A 16,472-nucleotide genomic window follows, 5' to 3' on the forward strand; every position below is an offset into this window, starting at 1 on the left:
GCCATTGCTGACTTGTACCTACTCATTATTTTAACTAGTAAAAGCTGTAAATGCAACAAAACTCCCAAAAATAACAATTATAGCCATTCTTAAAATAGGATTATTTATATCTATGATAATTAAGACTATAAACAAAATCAAAATAAGAATAAATAGTGCTAGTGTTATCATTGAATAACCACTAACCCTAGAAATTACCTGAACATGATACCACAACAACAAACCAGCAATAGCAGTCAGAATCAAGGCAAATGCTAATAACCACCATGCTTTCCCATCGTCTTTAAACATAACTGTAACCGGATTTGTTATATTCTTCACTGAATCATTAAATGTACCCAGTTCATGTAAATAGTACATTGTACCTACAACATAAATAAACTGAGCAATAACATTTAATAAAATCTCTTCAAAAATGGTATCAAAGTATTCTCTCATCTTACTACAATAACCCTCTTTCTTTCATAAGAACTTCGACAAAATAGAATTTCTTTTTCTTTTCAGAAACTCTAAACAAATAAAAGACAATGACGAATAAAACAATGACGAATATAACCACACTTAAAATAAACAAGCCATTTACCAGAACAGAAGATTCACTACTTTGTCCATAAACCTTAGTAACTTTATCAGTAAAATCTACAAAGACCTTATACAAGCCCCCTAAAAAAGCAAGAAACAATACTAAAATCAAAGAATTAGCTATTGTCCCCTTCCTTTCAGAAATAGATTTTAACTCACTATACTCTATCTTCAATTCTTCATCAGAAAAAGAATTGACTTTATTTCTATACGCTTCACTTAGTCCACTACGATTTTTAAGAATAGTCCTTAAAAAAAACTGTTTTATCTTATCATTGTTATTACTCATAGTTATTCTCCTATTTTACATTATTATATCACAAAAAACAAAAAAAGGCAGGGTGACCCCTACCTTATCATTCTTCTTCTAGTTAAATTTACGTTTACCCCAAATAGTCGCAACCAAACCTACAAAACCCCAAATCGTCGCAAAGATTGTACTTGCTGTTCCTGTATTCGGAAGAACTTTTAGCTGTCCTTCTTTATCTTTCAAAGCGATTGTACCGTCTTTCTGTTTCACAGCGCCAATTTCATAAGGTTCTTTTTCTTGATAATCACCTTCTTCTGTTTCTACCACTACTTTCCCTTGATTCGTAGATACAACTGTATGACCTGTATTTGTTTCAATAGGCTGCTCTTTGATTTCTTCTTTAGTAACATTCAATGGTTTAGGTTCGTCTGTTTCCTTTACACCAACATTTTCTTCTGCCTTCTGTTTCGCTTCCTTAACTTCAGGAGTATCTTCTACAGTAGGCTTCTTATCTTCTTTTGGCGTTTCTTCTTTCGGTTTTTCTTCCTTAGGTTTTTCTGATGGAGTTGTAGGCTCTACAACAACTCCTGTATTATCCTTTTCCTGCTCTTTCTCAGAATCTTTTCCAAGATTTTCAGAAGGCTTATCTTCTTTTGGCTTTTCTTCCTTAGATTTTTCTGACGGAGTTGTAGGCTCTACAACAACTCCTGTATTATCTTTATCTTGTACTTTATCAGCACTTCCACCTAAATCCAAATTTTCTGTTACTTTTGGCGCTAGTTTCTCAACAGGTGATTCTATTGGTTTTTCAGCAACCACTAACCCTGTATTATCTGATGAAGTTGGAGCATTTCCACCCAAACTAATTTCATCAGCATATACTCCACTAGTAACTGCGCTCAATACAGCTACAGACAACAATGTTACAAATTTCTTATTCATTTCTTTTTTCCTCTTTTTCTTTATTTTCCAATAACATAATAAAAATTTTTTGCTTCTTCAGCACCAAACACACGATAATTCGTGATTCCAGTACCTTGTCCACTTTGAACAAAGTTACATTCTGAAATCAAGATTGAACCATCATCTTTCACATCTTCTACGAATGCCACATGACCATAAAGACGGTGACCACCAGCTTGCGTTCCTTGAAAACTAACTGCTGAATGCTTCGTAGGAGTATTCGTTACTTCATAACCTGACTTATGCGCCCAATCTTGCCCATTTCCCATATATGGATCAAACTGTATTCCAAATTCTTTAGCACGATTGAAAACATACCACGTACATTCTCCATACGGATAAGATTGAGTGATATAGCCATCTTTGGTAATCTCCTTGTCAATCGAATAGCCACTAGGTATCTCCATAGCTACTTGACCAGCAGGAATATCTAAACTACCAGCTATTGCATTTCCACTTGATCCATCAGATTCAATCGTACCCTTAAAGACTTCATACCACTTCTTGCTATCCTTTTCCAGCTTCTCTAGTTTAGTCTGACCGTCTGAAAGCAATACACCTTCATAATATTCAGACCAATACTTAGCACTTTCAAAAGGATCAGAAGCCTTCTGCATATAGTCCTTGACTTTCTTATATCCATGATTCAATTCATAGGACATCAATTCCAGTTCCACCGTACTATCTAAAGTACGTGAACTTGCATTCGCCCATCTATCACCATTGATAGTGTTTCCGTCCCAACCAGACCACTGAAAATAACCAGCAACTCCACCTGACGGATTCGTTAGCTTTGGATCAAAGTCACTTTCTCTTTCTGCATTAGCAAGAGAACCACTAGCACCCTCTAAAGTGAACTTCTCTTTAGAGAGTTGCCAGTTTAGAATCTTAATCACATCTTCTGCACGTTCGACAGATATACTGGCTTTTTGAGCCACTTCTTGCGCTGTTAGTCTTGTTCTCTTTCCAGTCGTACTACCTGACGAACCACCAGCAGAAACAATCCCAATAACACTTGCAATCACTAAGATGATCACTAGGAGAATAGGTAAAAGACTTCCAATCAGTAAGCCTAATTGTTTAGCTATTTTTTTACCCATTAAATATCAACCTTTCTTCTTTTTGCTTTCAACCTCTTTTCTTTCTTACTTCTATATTGTTTAGAACTCTTCACATCATTTCTAGCACTATTAACATCTGATTTTCTTCTACCAACTGCCCTCGGATTGGTAGTCTTTGTAGTCTGCATTTTCTGTTTTGCAGAGCGTTGCTGTTCTTCTTTAAAACGTTGTTCTCGTTTTCTTGCTCGTTCTTCCTTCAAACGCCGAACTGCTTCACGAGAAGCATTTTTCTGACCAGCATATTTCTTAGCTTCTTCATCTCTTAATTTCTGTTTTCCTTTCAACAATTTTCTATCGTCACTACCTTCTCTAAAGGCATTGGCTCGCACTCCATAGAGTTTAGCTAAAGCCTTACTTCCTTTTTCTTTCAAAGCATTGACTGAACTATTCTTACGTTCTCTAATCGAATCCATTCGATTTTTAACCGCTTCTCCTTTTTCAGCAACCTTATCTACCAACGGACTGTCTTTTCGTAAAGTTTTGAGGTTTTCACTCAACTTATCTTTACCCAACTTCAAGCCACCTTTAGCAAACTGACCACCAACTTTCAAACCGTCTTTACCTGATTTCAAACCAAGTTTTCCAGTACCAGCAATTCTTTCTTTCAAGTTTTTGACTGCTTGAGAATTGCTGATTTCTCTACCAATCTTACCAACAGGACTATTCGTAACTCTTGAAAATGCTGTTAGAAGTGAGTGTCTATATTTCCACATCAAAAACAATAACAATGCTTTTAAAAATACCGTCACCAACAAATCTCCACCAACAGCAGTAGAAACAAAACTAGTCAACGTATTATAAAAGAAAGAAAATAATGTAGTTGCTAAAAGCATGATAGATGATAAAGCAAGCATTGAAATAGCTTTTTTATTAAATCCTATCAGCAAGTGTTCCATCTTAGGAAATAGACTTAACAGAAGTATAAATGGCAACAAAACGATAAGTAAGATAAACACAATTAAGAAGAAGAAACGTGACAATCCAAGCAATAGATAAATCGTTCCCATCACTATAATATCGACATCAGAAGCGAAGGCATACATGAATTTCAATCCCCACTCATTCTTCAACATTTTATTTTCAGGATCTTTATCTTTCGCAATATCCTTGATTTTCTTCTCACCAACTAAATGGTCTCCATCACCTTGTTTATAACCAGCTAAATCTTCAAATTCTTTTTCAGAAAGCACAAACTCCCCTTTATCATTTACAGGAGAATTCATGTACTTATATCCCTTCAACAAGGTTTCTGAAAAGTATGTTTCTACTCCATCTTTACTTTCGCCAGTTAAAGTTTTCGTGATTTCACCATTCAAGGTTATAGTGGTTGTCCTGAAAGCATCGTAAACATGAGTCAACAGATATTTATTTTGACCATTAACAGGAAACTGAATAAAGTACACTCCAATACAAGTATAAATCAACAACATTTTTATCAATGTTTTGAAGAAACTTCCTTTTCCAGTCGCAAATATATATAATAGATAGGCTGCCATACTAGCACCAACCATATAGATTATTTCTTGACTAAACAAGGAAGAAAATACCTTACTAGAGTTCTTTACAGCTTCATTCAATAATGAAGAAACATCACTCATTGATTCAACAGCGCTATACAATTCTGCAATCACATAGAAAACCAGTTTTCCAACCCAAAACACAGCCTGAACTAGCGAATTAAAAAAGTAGTTGATATTGGAATCAAATCCAAAAAACTTTTTGTCAAAGTATGCTTTACTTGTGAGATCAGACATTCTCGACTTATAATTCTCATAAGTTAGCTTACTTTTACTTTCATTCTGCTTTTTTATCTCAGCTTCTTTTTCTTTTGCTTTTTTCGCATTATCTAAGAGTTCTTTTGTCGATTCAGAACTTTCTTTCAGTTTTGGTTTATTGGTATTCTTATCAAATTCAATAATATTGAAATTATTGTTTGGAAGGTAATCTGAAACAGGATTCGCCTTAACCAATATAGGAAAAAGGAAGAATGAACAAATAAACACTAGTAAAATATTTTTTCTCATATTCCCCCCTTTAAACTGCAACCAATTCTGTTTCTACTGTTTCAAACAACTCCATCAATTCAGGATAGATTGTACCATCTACTGTAATTCGTTCCTTACGACCAAATGTATCATAGTAAATACATTGTCCCATTGTTTGATTTTCAAGCCAAGCACGTGACAATTCATCATCTTCCACCCGTAAGTGTTCCAAGATAGCCCCTGTTTCAGAATTTTCAGGGAAAGCAAATACCGTACCAAAACCAGTACCATCTTCGCTTGTTTTCAAATCCTTTACAGACTGAGTAACCAGCACTAGGAAGTTATTGAATGATCGACCCGTACGCTTAATACGATTCACTACTTGTCGTCCAGCAGGAGTTGACATAATTTGCCATGCTTCATCAAGGAATAACATTGTTTCCTTATCTTTTTCACGTTCACCAAAGATTGCACAGAAATAGGTCAAAGAATACATAACTGTCAAACTACGTAATTGTGTTTCAGTCATTTCATCTTTATCAGTTCCTTTTGGCATATCCAAACCTGTAATTTCAACGATTGTAATTTTATTATCAACCTTCAGAACATTTTGACTACCATCAGAAAAACAAAGTGACAACAAAGAATTTCTTGAAATCCGTTTAAGGAAATATCCAGCAGTCTCAACTTCTTCTTTTGAATTTTTCTCCAATTCATCAAAGACTTGTAACATACCGACTTTCTCACCAGCTTTTCTACGTTCAAGCACTTTATCAATCGAATCTAGCAGATAAGGTTGAACCTTGATATAAGTATCTTTATCCAATACAGAACCAACAAGTACAGTCGCTAACTCAGTCAACTCTGCTTCATCTTGTAAGAATGAGAAGGGATCAAGTACACCTTGATTCTTCTTATCTTTCATATCCAAAGTAACAAAGTTGATTGACTTAATATAGTCCTGCAATTCCTCAAATTTACCTTCTGCTTCTAATTTTGAAAGCACAGCTTGATATTGTCTTTTCATTTCTGCTTTTGGATCAATATACAACACTTTTGTTTTCAATAACGAATGATAGGTAAATAGTAACTTCGTCAAGAATGACTTCCCATTTCCAGTTGAACCAGTTATAGCTGTATGAGGATTGCTTGTTTCCTTCCCTTTAACTCCAATTTTGTTAGCCTGTAACAAGTTTGAAAATACAACATTGGTACTTGAATCAAGGGCCTTCTGAAAATCTCCATACCATGAGGAAATCTCGTTATCCACTCGACCAATAGGAAAACCAATTTCTGTTCCAACCTTCTTAGTAGTAAACATCAAATTCTCACACAATCCACGCAGGCTTCCATATTGAAGAAAAGATTCCCTTCCATTATCAAGAATTTCTGTCAACCTACTCTTATAGAATAGATAGATTCGATCAGCAACAGCCTTGACAACTTCTACTTCCAACTCTTTCAAACGTGCAAACAGAATATCAAATTTAAGATTCAATTCTTCTAAACTGTCTGCTGTAATCGTCAAGGTATGAAGATAGGTAATCATCAATTCTTTGTTATCATGTTTCTCCTGAAAATCTTCTAGCAACTGATGGCTTTCCAAGACTTCAATCTTTTGAACATCATCATTTTCTGCTGTTTCCTCTACCGTATTTCCAAGATTCTTACGCTTGTTTCTTGCCCTTGAAAATAAAGAGAAGAAACCTTTTTGAGTAGAAAATCGAATCTTATACACACTATCTACAGGAAATTCAAGATTTTGAAGTTCTTCTTGCAAATGAAGATAAGACACATTTTTAGGATAAGAAACAACAGGTATTGTCGCCACATAGCTTGTTTCCTGACCATTGGTCAACTTCAAAGCATTTCCGTCCACTACCTCAATAATCGTTTCATCGACATTCTCAATAGAATTTTCAAGAGCAATCAACTCACTTTCTTTATCATAGTATTGACCACCAAGAAAATGAAGTCGATTCAGTAATTCCAAGTCTGCTTTCGCAACTTCCTTCACATTCAAAACATGAAGTTTCGTCTGAACCATATCTTTCTGATTCTGCCATGTTTTCCACCAATCAATTTTTGGTAGTTCTTCAAAACCAGCCATCTTCAACACATTTTTACGATAGGTTGCAATCGTCTGCTCAATAGTCAGTTTGAAATCAGAGGTCACATTGACCGACTTCAAAGGAACTACAATATAATGCTTATATTCAAAAAGATAGCTTACTTCTTCTTCCAATCGTGACTTCATTGTCGAAATCACATAATTTCCCAAAGGACTTGTCCCTTGACCTTGTTCAATATCTTGCGACAATAAAGAAATCTTCTTAGCTAGTTCTAAATCAATATGTAAGCTATGAATACTTACATCATTGTACTCATGCAGACTAGCCAAACAATTATAAACTAAATCTTTGCTTGTCTCTTTCTTATTATCTTCAATCGTATTGACAATTTGTGATTCAACTTCAAATACGGACAGAACCGTTCCATCTTTCAGCAAAATCAAACCATCAGCGATTGACCAAATATTATTCGTTAATTCCACGCTTAATCATTCTCACTTTCTCATGTTTAATACCTTTACAAATATATATTTCCTTTCTTTGACTATCGTATTCCTTCCAAAAAATTAAATATTCATAGATGAATCGGAAAAGAGTTTTACCATCTAACTTATAATCAGCTAACAAATTCCCAAATCGCCAACCAGCAAATAGAGAACCCATAAATCGCCAACCCCAATCCAAGGAAGGAATAAAGCCTAGTAAAAACCACACAATGACTAAAATCACTAGGCAATAGACAATCGCTGACATCTTAACAGCAAAGGGCAAACTATAATCATCATTCAACTTATGAACCCATACAGGCTGTCTAAATGCTGTCGTATAGACATATAACTTTTTGTCTTTTCTTTCCATTCAAAATCCTACTTAAACACTTCTACAAGTTTAGACCAAAGCGAACCAGTAGCCTTCAAGACCGTTTCAGGATTGTCTAAAAAGTAAATAATAAAACCAGCAATCATAACTGTCACAAAAATAGTTCCCAATTTTTGATCCTTCCATGCCTTCAATGCTTTTGTACCAGCAAAAAATGCTACTGCTGGAATACCGAGTTTTGCTACTAAAAATTGAAATAATGCCATTTATTTTATTCTCCTTCATCATCTTTCTTGTTATAATCTAATGGAATTGTATGATCCATTTTTTCTACGAAAAAGCTATCTTTATCTTCTCGTAATTCAAAGCTAAAGTTCTCACTATGAGTTGTACCAGCAACTTCAAAGGTTACTTGCACATAGGCAAGAATCTTACCATCTTTTTCTTTAAAGTAGGAATAATCCAAACTCTTAAAGCTTGCACCCCCAATGGACTTAATATCTTTTGAAATCAAATCCAAGTTAGCTTGACTTGTCGTATAGTTCTTAAAGAATAGTTCCAAGAAAGAAATCAATTTCTTGCGTTTTCCTTCTTCTAAATCATCTTTAGCAATCAAAGAGACCATACTATCCTTTTCTACTCCGTCAGCTTTAAAATCACTCACAGGTGAGAACCAAGGCAAACCAGCTACATAATATTTACCATCTTTTTCACCGTACGGAATCGAAAATTCAATCCCTACACGCTGACTTTTATCATCTTTCTTCGTATCATAAATAACACGATATACAGCGATACCGTCTTTAGCTGTCAGCATTCTTGCACTAACTACTGACATTTCTTGTTTCAACTGACCTTGATTCTTAACATCAGGAACACTACCATAATAGTTATTCAGTTTTGAAACATCATCATCAGACGAACCAGCTTGTGAATTGTAAGTAAAATATCGACTTACATAACCATCTAAAAACTGTTCCAACTTACGGTCAGTTTCTTTCTTTGTTTCAACAACTGCTGTATTCGATAATCTTTCACTTACCTTAACAGCGCTTTTAATTGAAACAAACATTGTTAAAACACAGAGAAAAAAGAAAAAAGTTAAGCCAAATAAAAAAATCTGATTCGATCTCTTTTGACTTACCTTCTTCATTTTGACTTGCTTTTGTTTTTCTTTTCGTGGTTTCTTCAACTCAAAATTTCTCAATATATTTCCTTCCTTTTTTAAAAATTTAAAGAACAACCTTTCTATAAAATCCAACAGGAGTATTTAAAACTTCTCCCTGATCTATGAATCCCTGAAATACCGTCACCCAGCTTCCACATCTAAAAAAGTAATTGATAACTGATTCATAATCTAACTCTTTTGTCAACTCAACCATTGTCTTAACTTCATCTTTAGAACAGAATCTATAATATGTAGTTACAATTTGAGTTACAGGCACATAACGCTGTAACTGAAATTTCACAATGAATTCGTCACCATCATACAATTCCAGTACAGCTTTTTTCAGCAAGTAAACCTCTTCAAGCGACATGATTTTATCAACTTCCCAATCTGTAATACCACAAATAAGAAAGTTACCTTTATCAATCCCTCTTTCATTCATTCTTTCAAGAATCTGCTCTTGAGTAAATTTCATGATATCCAGTTCACAGAGAAATTCAAAATTTCCTTCTCTCAAAACTCTTATATTCGCTATCATCTTGATACAAAGTAACCTTTATCTACAAAACTACCACCTTCTTCCAAACGAACATCACGACCAAACATTTCATAATCGAAATAGTTTTGTAGTGTTTCCTTTGACAATTCAAAACCCATATCTTCTACAATATATAAGCCTAACTCTTCATCCGTAGAAATATCAGGATATAAGTTACAATCATCAAATTCAGCACTTGCCAAATACTTTGGATCAGAACTGTTTGATTCAATAAATGATAGAACAATATCTTCATCTACATCTTCCAAATTTTCAGCAAGTTCATTCGCTAAATCTAAGGTCAAGCGTTCACAATTCAAATCAGGCAATTCTTCAATCGAATCAATAGTGACCGTAATTTCTTCACCTTCTTCATAACCAAATCGATAAGCTACTTCCTCACTATCACATGGAAGCAAAACTTGTCTAACAAATTTTCCGTATCTAACTAAAGCTGTTAATTCCATTTTTTTCTCCTTCCTTATCGAATTTTATAATCTGTTTGCTTTAGGCAAGAAGTAACCTTTATCAGTAAAGCTACCACCTTCTTCTAAGCGAACATCTCGACCATATTTTTCATAGTCTAAATATTTCAATATCAATCCAAGATCAAAGCCATTATTTGCTACCATATATGCTCCCAACTCATGATCTGTAGTAATATCAGAATATAAACTACAATCATGAAAGTTAAATTTTAACAAATCTGATACGTTAGAACTTTGTGATTCAATATAGGATAGAACCAAATCTTTGTCTACATCTTTTAGATTTTCAGCAAGTTCATTAAGATCATATAGAAGATTTCTTTCTACATTCAAAGTCGGTAATTCTTCAACAGATAAAATACTTATGGATACATCTTCTATATCAAATCCAAACTCAGAAGCAACATATTCAAGAGTTACAGGTAAAGAAAAACGTTTCACTTTTTTAAGTATATCATCCCTAACTACGGCTGTTAATTCCATCTTTCTCCTTCCTTAATCAACCTTCTACTTGTCTATTTAACTGTTCCAAATCAGCAACACTAAATAGACCATAACCAATAAATGCTGAACCCTCATAATCAACAATTTGAATTTCTTCATCATAAGAGCCAGTCAAACCAATATGAGATAACCTTCCAAAATACAAAGGCAACACAAACCAAGCCTGCCTTCGATTCTTTGGATTCCTAATCAATACTTTTGAAGCCATATTCAGCACCAACCATTCTTTATTGCAAAAAGTACCAGCTACCGTCTTCATGACCAAGAAACACATAGGATTCTTCTAAACGACTAATTATTTCCTCTTCGTGTTCTTCCACATAAGCAAACAAACGATCTTCATTGACTAACTGCTCATATTCTCCATGATCCAAAATACCTGCAAAATCAATCAATGCTTCCTGCGTATCAACTTCTGTAAACGAATTGACATACACATTATCAGGATTGCACCCATCAAATTCTCCAAACTCCACACCGTCAAAATGTTCATCTAAGCGATCAATGATTTTCTGAGGTTCATCAAGAATTTTTTTCCCAAAAGCGTAATGTTCACATACATCAGAAAATTTATTATATACAACCTTAATACTCATTTTTCTCCTTCCATAAAAAAGGAAGCCAAGATTGACTTCCTTCATCATTTCAATTAAATTGAAGCTGAACGCTCAAAGCTACTACCAATCGCAAAAGCACGAGTTGTTACCTTATTCAATTCCTTATTCATTGCATAGTAACTAGAAAGGTCTTTCTTGATACACTCAATAACCTGATACGGTAATTGCAATTCTTCATCATTTTTAAGAAGAGAACTCAATTCACCAGCATGTTTCCACGCTAAATCAAATTCTTTTGACTTCAATTTTTTAGCAAGTTCATTCGACAATTCGATAACTTGTTTATCTTTTCCATTTAACGTCATTTTTTTTTACCTCATTTTTTCTATATTTTTTTTCATTATCCAGCAACTAAGCTGGTGAACGTTTTTTAACTTTCATTCAAAAACTAACCCTCCAATAAAAAACACCATAAATATCATAATAGAAAATTTCACACTCCCTAGCAGTACATAAAAAAGAACAGATATAACCAATCCTAAAATAGAGTTTAAAATCAAATATTTTATGATTTTAAAAATCATCTTAACAATTTTACCCATTTTCAAACCCATCTTTCTAAATGATATTTCTTAACCAGCAACAAATACATACTTTGTCTTTCTTTCTGATCACGTTTCATCAACGCAAACAGAAGCAACTTTCGCTTAATATCTACTTCGTTTGCTAGAAAATCCTCATACTCTTTAGTAAGTCTTTTTACCTCTTGCCAATCTTTACGACTTTTAGTTTTTCTATAAGTTTGACATTGAAAGTCTATATAATCTTGATAATTTCTAGCTTTATCACTTGTCACAACCCCTTCATAGAAATAACGAGCAGGAATTAAAAAAACTAACTTTCTCAATTTTTCATCAGTGATTTTTTTCTTACTCATAAACTACTCCTACATTAACCAGTCAAAAGGAGTTCGTTTTGTTATAAGCATAGTAAAAAGTAGTATAACTAAAATCAAACACAGTAACAAAATCAAACACCCTTCAAGAATCCCTACTGATTCATTATCTTCAACTCCTAAGACATTCTTCGTTAATAAACTACCAACAGGCTCTTTCTCCTTATCTTTCATATACTGACCTCTCAATCTGCCTTTTTCTTAATATCAAGAATCGCATTCACTTCATCAGGAATCCTTGACCAATCCAATATATACTCCTTAAAGTAAGTCCGATAGATTTTAGAAGGCATAACAGGAATAACCACTAAACTTTCATTCCCTTCAAAAGTAGGGAAATAACTACTAATAGACCTTAACCCACTATCAGTTGATACAACTAAGTTACTATTATTCACTACTACTGAATCAGAACCTATCAGCTTGTAAATTTTTCTCATAATCAACCCTCGCTTGCTCTAATTTTTTCCAATTTTTTTCGGATATATTTCCTTCAAACAATATTCTTTTCAATTTATGCTCACCTGTTATGTTTTCCCAAGTTTTAAGAACAGTCGTAACACCTGAAACATTCTCATTGATCCATTTATACTGTTTTTCAAAGAAACCAACCTCAACAGGAGCAGTTGAAAAACCAATACGATCAACTTCACCCAGCAATGAATACCACTCTTTATTCAAGACTTTTTTTCCATTATCTTTTTCAAAAACTTTAATCTTGCTATTGATCACTTTTACAGCCAACTTTGCCATATCCAATCTTTCATTCAAGGCTTTTTTAACAAAATCCAAAGCGACTTCATCACACATTCGAACTTCATAACGATTCTTGAATTGTAAAGCCGAATGAATAAAATCTAAATCAAAGCCAAGTTTTTTCGCCTGCTCAATATCTTTCTGATAGAAACAAAAATGATATGCAGATTGCCTTGAACCAAAGTAAATTGTTTTAGCTTTTCCATACTCACCATTATCTTCAATTTGCTTCAATCTCAATCGACTATCAATCAATCCTTTATCCCAAAGTTCTACCAACTTACCAAGTTCAAAATTGCCTTCTTCGTTATATTTTTCGTCAAGCGCAATATCTAACCGAGGTATATTCATATACTTTCCATCACCTTCAGCAATTTCACGCTCATACTCAAAGCACCGAATAAAGAAATCACGCCAGCTTGCCTTCTGTTCTTCTTCTAGGTAATATTCAAATTGCCTGCAAGCCTGACCTTTTAATTCAATCATACAACCCATATCTTCCCTTTTTTTCGATATGAAAACATTGATAAACTGAAATGTATATTTTGTATCATAGCCTGAACCACCTTTTTCTTCTTCTAAGAAAGGTTTATTTTTCAAACCTAAGACCTTATCAATCACTTCAATATAATCTCTTGTCTTAAATGTTACCTTCACATAGTCAACTTTACCTTCTAAGGAAAAACCACTATCTCTTACCCCTTCTTTAAAAGCCATTAATTCTTGAATTTGTGAATCATACGAATCAGGAATTTTTCCAGCTTCTTTCCAATGATAAAAAGAACCAGCATTAATTCCTAGATAATCTGCTATTTCATTTACAGAGAAATTATACATTCTCATAACCTTTTCTAAATAACCAAACTCCATAATTCCTCACTTTTTCATTTTTTCAAATTTTTAGCTATCAAAAAGTCAGTAATATCAACACTTTTGACCACTTTTGAATACTTCTACCCCCCTATTAGTCATAGGGGGTAATTCGCACAATCCAGCCTGCTAGTACACGCTAGTACACGCAGTCGCTCGTCGCACTCGCTTCCTCGCTCCTGCTACTAGCTACTAGCAAGCTGGATTGCACCAACTAGCACAGTAACCAAAAAAAGAGGGGGAAATCCCCTCAAAACTAACTAAAAACCATATTCATCAAAAGGAAAATCTTCCAAAATCTCACTCCAATTTTGACTTGTATTCTGTTTCAATTCAAACAAATCCTTTATAATATTTCTTTGAATCTCATTCAGGTACACTACATTATCTTCCTTTTCAAATTCTAAAATACCATCTAACTTATCTACCAAATTCTTCATTGAACCAGCAGACACACCAATTTCTTTAGAAAACGCAAACGTTTTTACTAAATCATTTCCACTTTCTTTTTGTTTACTAGACATCAACTCCTGGATCAATTCAGGACTTGCCTTTTTGACTTCCCCTTTTTGCAATTCCTCTTGTGCTTCCATTTCAGCTTGAAGATTTTCTTTTTCTTCTTCAGATAATTGAGCATCAGGATTTTCCAAAGGATTGAAAGGATTTTCTCGTCGTTCAATCTTCTCATATTCATCAGTAAAAGAGAATCCCTTTTCTAACAAAGGAGAATAAAATTCTCTTGCGACTTCTCCATATACACTAGCATACCCACGACCATATACTCGTTTACCACCAAGATATTTCACATACTTAAATTCTTTATTCCTATTGACTTCTCCAAAGGCCAAATCATATCCAACCTCATCCAATCGACCAACAGAAATTCGGAAATTGATATTCGCTTGTAGTTTTGAGCCTAAATCTTCTCTTGAAGGCTTCTGCATAGCTATAACTGCAAAGCAGCCAGCTTGCCTTCCAAGTAATAAGAATTGGCCCATAGCATTATCCAAGCGCTGTCTCGTTTGAAAATCAAGCATAGCACACAAAGCATTGTATTCATCGCAAACCAAGAAATAAGGTTCAAGACCATACTCATAGAATTTCTTCAAATCCTTATCGCCATTTTCTTCACGTTTTTGTCGCATATAAGCATAGCGAGCAAACATGATACCAACAGCCCTTTCAATCATTTCAACAATATCATTGACCTGATAAGAAATACGACCTTCAAAGGCTTTCTGTTCTGCCATAGTCACAAAGTCTGCTTGTTTTGGATCACAAATATCCGTCACTCCAACTTTAGCCATGGCACGAATCAATGTTCTCAGTAATACCGTTTTACCACCACCAGTACCACCACAAACAAGTAAATGAGGATCATCAATAGGATTCCAATACAGATTTTTCATCAGTTGAATACCCTTATCAGAATACTCCACATCAGTTACCTTGATTCGATTTTGAAAAGCCGAATACGCCAGTTTAAATGTTTTAAACTTTATATCATCTTGAACTTCCATAAAATCCATAAAGAACGTTGTTTCAAGTTCACTACCAATCTTTTTAAACTTATCTTGAAACTTATTCCCAGCCATTTTAAAAGCAATTTCCAAATCATAACGATTTTGCTTCATGTAAACAACAGGAAAAACAATTTTATCTCTAGTTCCTGAATCCGTCTTAACTTTTTTAGTATAAGTATAGCCATTTTCCCTCAAAAAGAAAGCAAGAGTAGATTCCCTTCCCCTCTTTTGAAAATAGAATACTCGCTCTTGAGAAAGCCAGGTCAAATAAATACTTAAAGCGATTATCAAAATCAGTATAACTACCGAAACAACAATAGAAAAAATATCTACATTCTTGACTTTCTCAAAATTTGAATAGACAAATAAAGCTAGTATTGGACTAAACAACAAAAAGAAAAAAGAAAAGATAAAATATCTTAATTTTTCCATAAAAGGAAAAATCCTAACTCCTCTATAAGTAGGAAATAAACTCATATCTTTTCTCCTTTAAAAATTATCCCTTATGTTCCTGTTTTTGTTCTTGCTTCTGTTCCTGCTTCTGCTCTTGTTTAGGTTGACCACCACCTACACGTTTAACATTTTCAGCACGTAAAGCAAAAGCATGTCCTTTGACCTCAGAAACATTGTTATTTCCACGTGAAATTGTATATGAATCATCATAAATCCAAATAGTGGCATCACCAACAAGTTCAACTTCAGACATCATAGGAATATCTTCTACAGAGATACCTTCTTCCAATTTAATTGGAATAATTTCTTGCATTTTATCTGAGAAAACTTCTGCATGCGTTGGATAATCAACAGGCGAACCATCTACCATTTTAAAGTTTTCAATAAAACTGATAAATACCAGTTTACCAAGCAATTCTTTTGCATTTACAGGGATTTCTGCATTATTAAATTTACGAATACTAAAAGCCATTATTTTTTTCTCCTATTTTCTATAATTTATTTCTCAAAACGCAATTCAGTTGCTTCAAATTGAATCTCTTCTTTTGTACCAACCAAACGTGTCACCATATTAAGCCCTGAAACAGACTTAACAAATGTAAGACCTCTTGTTTTTGGAATATCAGAATTAGCCAATCCGTATACACGAATAGTTACCGTACTTTGATTTTCCCCTGAAATCTCAAATTCTCGGAAAGGTACAAAATCATCATACGAACCATTTACTACTTCACGAAATTTTGGACTAACAACAACTTTAGTACCAATCACATTCAATCCCACAGGGAGTTTTTTAATTTTTGCCATTTTTTTCAATTTCCTTTTCTATTTACATTTTTTCTTTTTTTTAAAAAAAACAAAAGGACGA

Annotated in this window: 22 protein-coding genes; all 22 read right to left on the minus strand. The window is 33.9% G+C overall.

All coding sequences use genetic code 11. From position 1 onward, the window contains the following. Window positions 1–30: 30 nt before the first annotated feature. The 22 genes from V470_06000 to V470_06110 all read right to left on the minus strand — a co-directional run bounded on the left by V470_06000 (window position 31) and on the right by V470_06110 (window position 16,411). Window positions 31–438, minus strand: a complete 408-nt coding sequence (locus V470_06000) for a hypothetical protein (GenBank protein ID AHZ47974.1) — start codon at window positions 436–438, stop codon at window positions 31–33. Window positions 439–442: 4 nt separating this feature from the next. Further along, entirely contained in the window at window positions 443–871 is a 429-nt protein-coding gene (locus V470_06005; GenBank protein AHZ47975.1) for a hypothetical protein, read from the minus strand. Between the two features lie 78 nt (window positions 872–949). Further along, window positions 950–1,774, minus strand: a complete 825-nt coding sequence (locus tag V470_06010; protein AHZ47976.1) for a cell wall anchor protein — start codon at window positions 1,772–1,774, stop codon at window positions 950–952. Window positions 1,775–1,794: 20 nt separating this feature from the next. Next, window positions 1,795–2,895 (minus strand): transfer protein, encoded by a 1,101-nt coding sequence (locus tag V470_06015; protein AHZ47977.1) that lies wholly within the window; start codon window positions 2,893–2,895, stop codon window positions 1,795–1,797. Continuing rightward, on the minus strand, window positions 2,895–4,940 hold the full coding sequence (locus V470_06020) for a membrane protein (protein AHZ47978.1): 2,046 nt from the start codon (window positions 4,938–4,940) through the stop codon (window positions 2,895–2,897). The genes V470_06015 and V470_06020 overlap by 1 nt, the downstream gene beginning before the upstream one ends. Window positions 4,941–4,950: 10 nt before the next feature. Next, on the minus strand, window positions 4,951–7,455 hold the full coding sequence (locus tag V470_06025) for a conjugal transfer protein (protein AHZ47979.1): 2,505 nt from the start codon (window positions 7,453–7,455) through the stop codon (window positions 4,951–4,953). Beyond that, window positions 7,439–7,831, minus strand: coding sequence for a hypothetical protein (locus V470_06030; protein ID AHZ47980.1), 393 nt, complete (start codon window positions 7,829–7,831; stop codon window positions 7,439–7,441). Before V470_06030 ends, V470_06025 begins: the two co-directional genes overlap by 17 nt. Window positions 7,832–7,839: 8 nt before the next feature. Next, window positions 7,840–8,058, minus strand: coding sequence for a hypothetical protein (locus V470_06035; protein ID AHZ47981.1), 219 nt, complete (start codon window positions 8,056–8,058; stop codon window positions 7,840–7,842). 5 nt (window positions 8,059–8,063) lie between these two features. Further along, the gene (locus V470_06040) at window positions 8,064–8,945 is read right to left on the minus strand and encodes a transposase (protein ID AHZ47982.2); all 882 of its coding nucleotides are present in this window, start codon (window positions 8,943–8,945) and stop codon (window positions 8,064–8,066) included. A 79-nt stretch (window positions 8,946–9,024) separates the two neighbouring features. Beyond that, window positions 9,025–9,498: a hypothetical protein gene (locus V470_06045; GenBank protein ID AHZ47983.1), complete on the minus strand. Its 474-nt coding sequence runs from the start codon at window positions 9,496–9,498 to the stop codon at window positions 9,025–9,027. Then, window positions 9,495–9,965, minus strand: coding sequence for an antirestriction protein ArdA (locus V470_06050; protein ID AHZ47984.1), 471 nt, complete (start codon window positions 9,963–9,965; stop codon window positions 9,495–9,497). The genes V470_06045 and V470_06050 overlap by 4 nt, the downstream gene beginning before the upstream one ends. A 24-nt stretch (window positions 9,966–9,989) precedes the next feature. Further along, complete coding sequence (locus V470_06055; GenBank protein AHZ47985.1) at window positions 9,990–10,469, minus strand: antirestriction protein ArdA; 480 nt, start codon at window positions 10,467–10,469, stop codon at window positions 9,990–9,992. A 16-nt stretch (window positions 10,470–10,485) separates the two neighbouring features. Beyond that, on the minus strand, window positions 10,486–10,698 hold the full coding sequence (locus V470_06060) for a hypothetical protein (protein ID AHZ47986.1): 213 nt from the start codon (window positions 10,696–10,698) through the stop codon (window positions 10,486–10,488). A 19-nt stretch (window positions 10,699–10,717) separates the two neighbouring features. Further along, window positions 10,718–11,086 carry a hypothetical protein gene (locus V470_06065; GenBank protein AHZ47987.1) on the minus strand — a complete coding sequence of 123 codons (369 nt, stop codon included), beginning with the start codon at window positions 11,084–11,086 and terminating at the stop codon, window positions 10,718–10,720. 53 nt (window positions 11,087–11,139) lie between these two features. Next, the gene (locus V470_06070) at window positions 11,140–11,412 is read right to left on the minus strand and encodes a transfer protein (GenBank protein ID AHZ47988.1); all 273 of its coding nucleotides are present in this window, start codon (window positions 11,410–11,412) and stop codon (window positions 11,140–11,142) included. A 239-nt stretch (window positions 11,413–11,651) separates the two neighbouring features. After that, the gene (locus V470_06080) at window positions 11,652–11,984 is read right to left on the minus strand and encodes a hypothetical protein (GenBank protein ID AHZ47989.1); all 333 of its coding nucleotides are present in this window, start codon (window positions 11,982–11,984) and stop codon (window positions 11,652–11,654) included. 9 nt (window positions 11,985–11,993) lie between these two features. Beyond that, complete coding sequence (locus tag V470_06085; GenBank protein AHZ47990.2) at window positions 11,994–12,176, minus strand: hypothetical protein; 183 nt, start codon at window positions 12,174–12,176, stop codon at window positions 11,994–11,996. A gap of 11 nt (window positions 12,177–12,187) precedes the next feature. Continuing rightward, the gene (locus V470_06090) at window positions 12,188–12,442 is read right to left on the minus strand and encodes a hypothetical protein (protein ID AHZ47991.1); all 255 of its coding nucleotides are present in this window, start codon (window positions 12,440–12,442) and stop codon (window positions 12,188–12,190) included. Beyond that, window positions 12,411–13,628 carry a Cro/Cl family transcriptional regulator gene (locus tag V470_06095; GenBank protein AHZ47992.1) on the minus strand — a complete coding sequence of 406 codons (1,218 nt, stop codon included), beginning with the start codon at window positions 13,626–13,628 and terminating at the stop codon, window positions 12,411–12,413. The genes V470_06090 and V470_06095 overlap by 32 nt, the downstream gene beginning before the upstream one ends. Before the next feature lie 260 nt (window positions 13,629–13,888). After that, the gene (locus V470_06100) at window positions 13,889–15,628 is read right to left on the minus strand and encodes a cell division protein FtsK (protein ID AHZ47993.1); all 1,740 of its coding nucleotides are present in this window, start codon (window positions 15,626–15,628) and stop codon (window positions 13,889–13,891) included. A 19-nt stretch (window positions 15,629–15,647) separates the two neighbouring features. Then, complete coding sequence (locus V470_06105) at window positions 15,648–16,076, minus strand: hypothetical protein (GenBank protein ID AHZ47994.1); 429 nt, start codon at window positions 16,074–16,076, stop codon at window positions 15,648–15,650. A gap of 26 nt (window positions 16,077–16,102) precedes the next feature. Next, window positions 16,103–16,411: a hypothetical protein gene (locus tag V470_06110; GenBank protein ID AHZ47995.1), complete on the minus strand. Its 309-nt coding sequence runs from the start codon at window positions 16,409–16,411 to the stop codon at window positions 16,103–16,105. Window positions 16,412–16,472: the final 61 nt, after the last annotated feature.

Origin of the sequence: Streptococcus sp. VT 162 (genome assembly GCA_000688775.2) — a bacterium.
Taxonomy (GTDB): Bacteria; Bacillota; Bacilli; order Lactobacillales; family Streptococcaceae; genus Streptococcus.

Bases quoted from the DNA above. Each gene is read 5' to 3' on its own strand.
- V470_06080 (AHZ47989.1), bottom strand. From the start codon at position 11,984: ATGAGTAAGAAAAAAATCACTGATGAAAAATTGAGAAAGTTAGTTTTT.
- V470_06110 (AHZ47995.1), bottom strand. From the start codon at position 16,411: ATGGCAAAAATTAAAAAACTCCCTGTGGGATTGAATGTGATTGGTACT.
- V470_06005 (AHZ47975.1), bottom strand. From the start codon at position 871: ATGAGTAATAACAATGATAAGATAAAACAGTTTTTTTTAAGGACTATT.
- V470_06045 (AHZ47983.1), bottom strand. From the start codon at position 9,498: ATGATAGCGAATATAAGAGTTTTGAGAGAAGGAAATTTTGAATTTCTC.
- V470_06085 (AHZ47990.2), bottom strand. From the start codon at position 12,176: ATGAAAGATAAGGAGAAAGAGCCTGTTGGTAGTTTATTAACGAAGAAT.
- V470_06090 (AHZ47991.1), bottom strand. From the start codon at position 12,442: ATGAGAAAAATTTACAAGCTGATAGGTTCTGATTCAGTAGTAGTGAAT.
- V470_06105 (AHZ47994.1), bottom strand. From the start codon at position 16,076: ATGGCTTTTAGTATTCGTAAATTTAATAATGCAGAAATCCCTGTAAAT.
- V470_06055 (AHZ47985.1), bottom strand. From the start codon at position 10,469: ATGGAATTAACAGCCGTAGTTAGGGATGATATACTTAAAAAAGTGAAA.
- V470_06070 (AHZ47988.1), bottom strand. From the start codon at position 11,412: ATGACGTTAAATGGAAAAGATAAACAAGTTATCGAATTGTCGAATGAA.
- V470_06040 (AHZ47982.2), bottom strand. From the start codon at position 8,945: ATGAAGAAGGTAAGTCAAAAGAGATCGAATCAGATTTTTTTATTTGGC.
- V470_06035 (AHZ47981.1), bottom strand. From the start codon at position 8,058: ATGGCATTATTTCAATTTTTAGTAGCAAAACTCGGTATTCCAGCAGTA.
- V470_06060 (AHZ47986.1), bottom strand. From the start codon at position 10,698: ATGGCTTCAAAAGTATTGATTAGGAATCCAAAGAATCGAAGGCAGGCT.
- V470_06100 (AHZ47993.1), bottom strand. From the start codon at position 15,628: ATGAGTTTATTTCCTACTTATAGAGGAGTTAGGATTTTTCCTTTTATG.
- V470_06010 (AHZ47976.1), bottom strand. From the start codon at position 1,774: ATGAATAAGAAATTTGTAACATTGTTGTCTGTAGCTGTATTGAGCGCA.
- V470_06015 (AHZ47977.1), bottom strand. From the start codon at position 2,895: ATGGGTAAAAAAATAGCTAAACAATTAGGCTTACTGATTGGAAGTCTT.
- V470_06065 (AHZ47987.1), bottom strand. From the start codon at position 11,086: ATGAGTATTAAGGTTGTATATAATAAATTTTCTGATGTATGTGAACAT.
- V470_06050 (AHZ47984.1), bottom strand. From the start codon at position 9,965: ATGGAATTAACAGCTTTAGTTAGATACGGAAAATTTGTTAGACAAGTT.
- V470_06020 (AHZ47978.1), bottom strand. From the start codon at position 4,940: ATGAGAAAAAATATTTTACTAGTGTTTATTTGTTCATTCTTCCTTTTT.
- V470_06000 (AHZ47974.1), bottom strand. From the start codon at position 438: ATGAGAGAATACTTTGATACCATTTTTGAAGAGATTTTATTAAATGTT.
- V470_06030 (AHZ47980.1), bottom strand. From the start codon at position 7,831: ATGGAAAGAAAAGACAAAAAGTTATATGTCTATACGACAGCATTTAGA.
- V470_06095 (AHZ47992.1), bottom strand. From the start codon at position 13,628: ATGGAGTTTGGTTATTTAGAAAAGGTTATGAGAATGTATAATTTCTCT.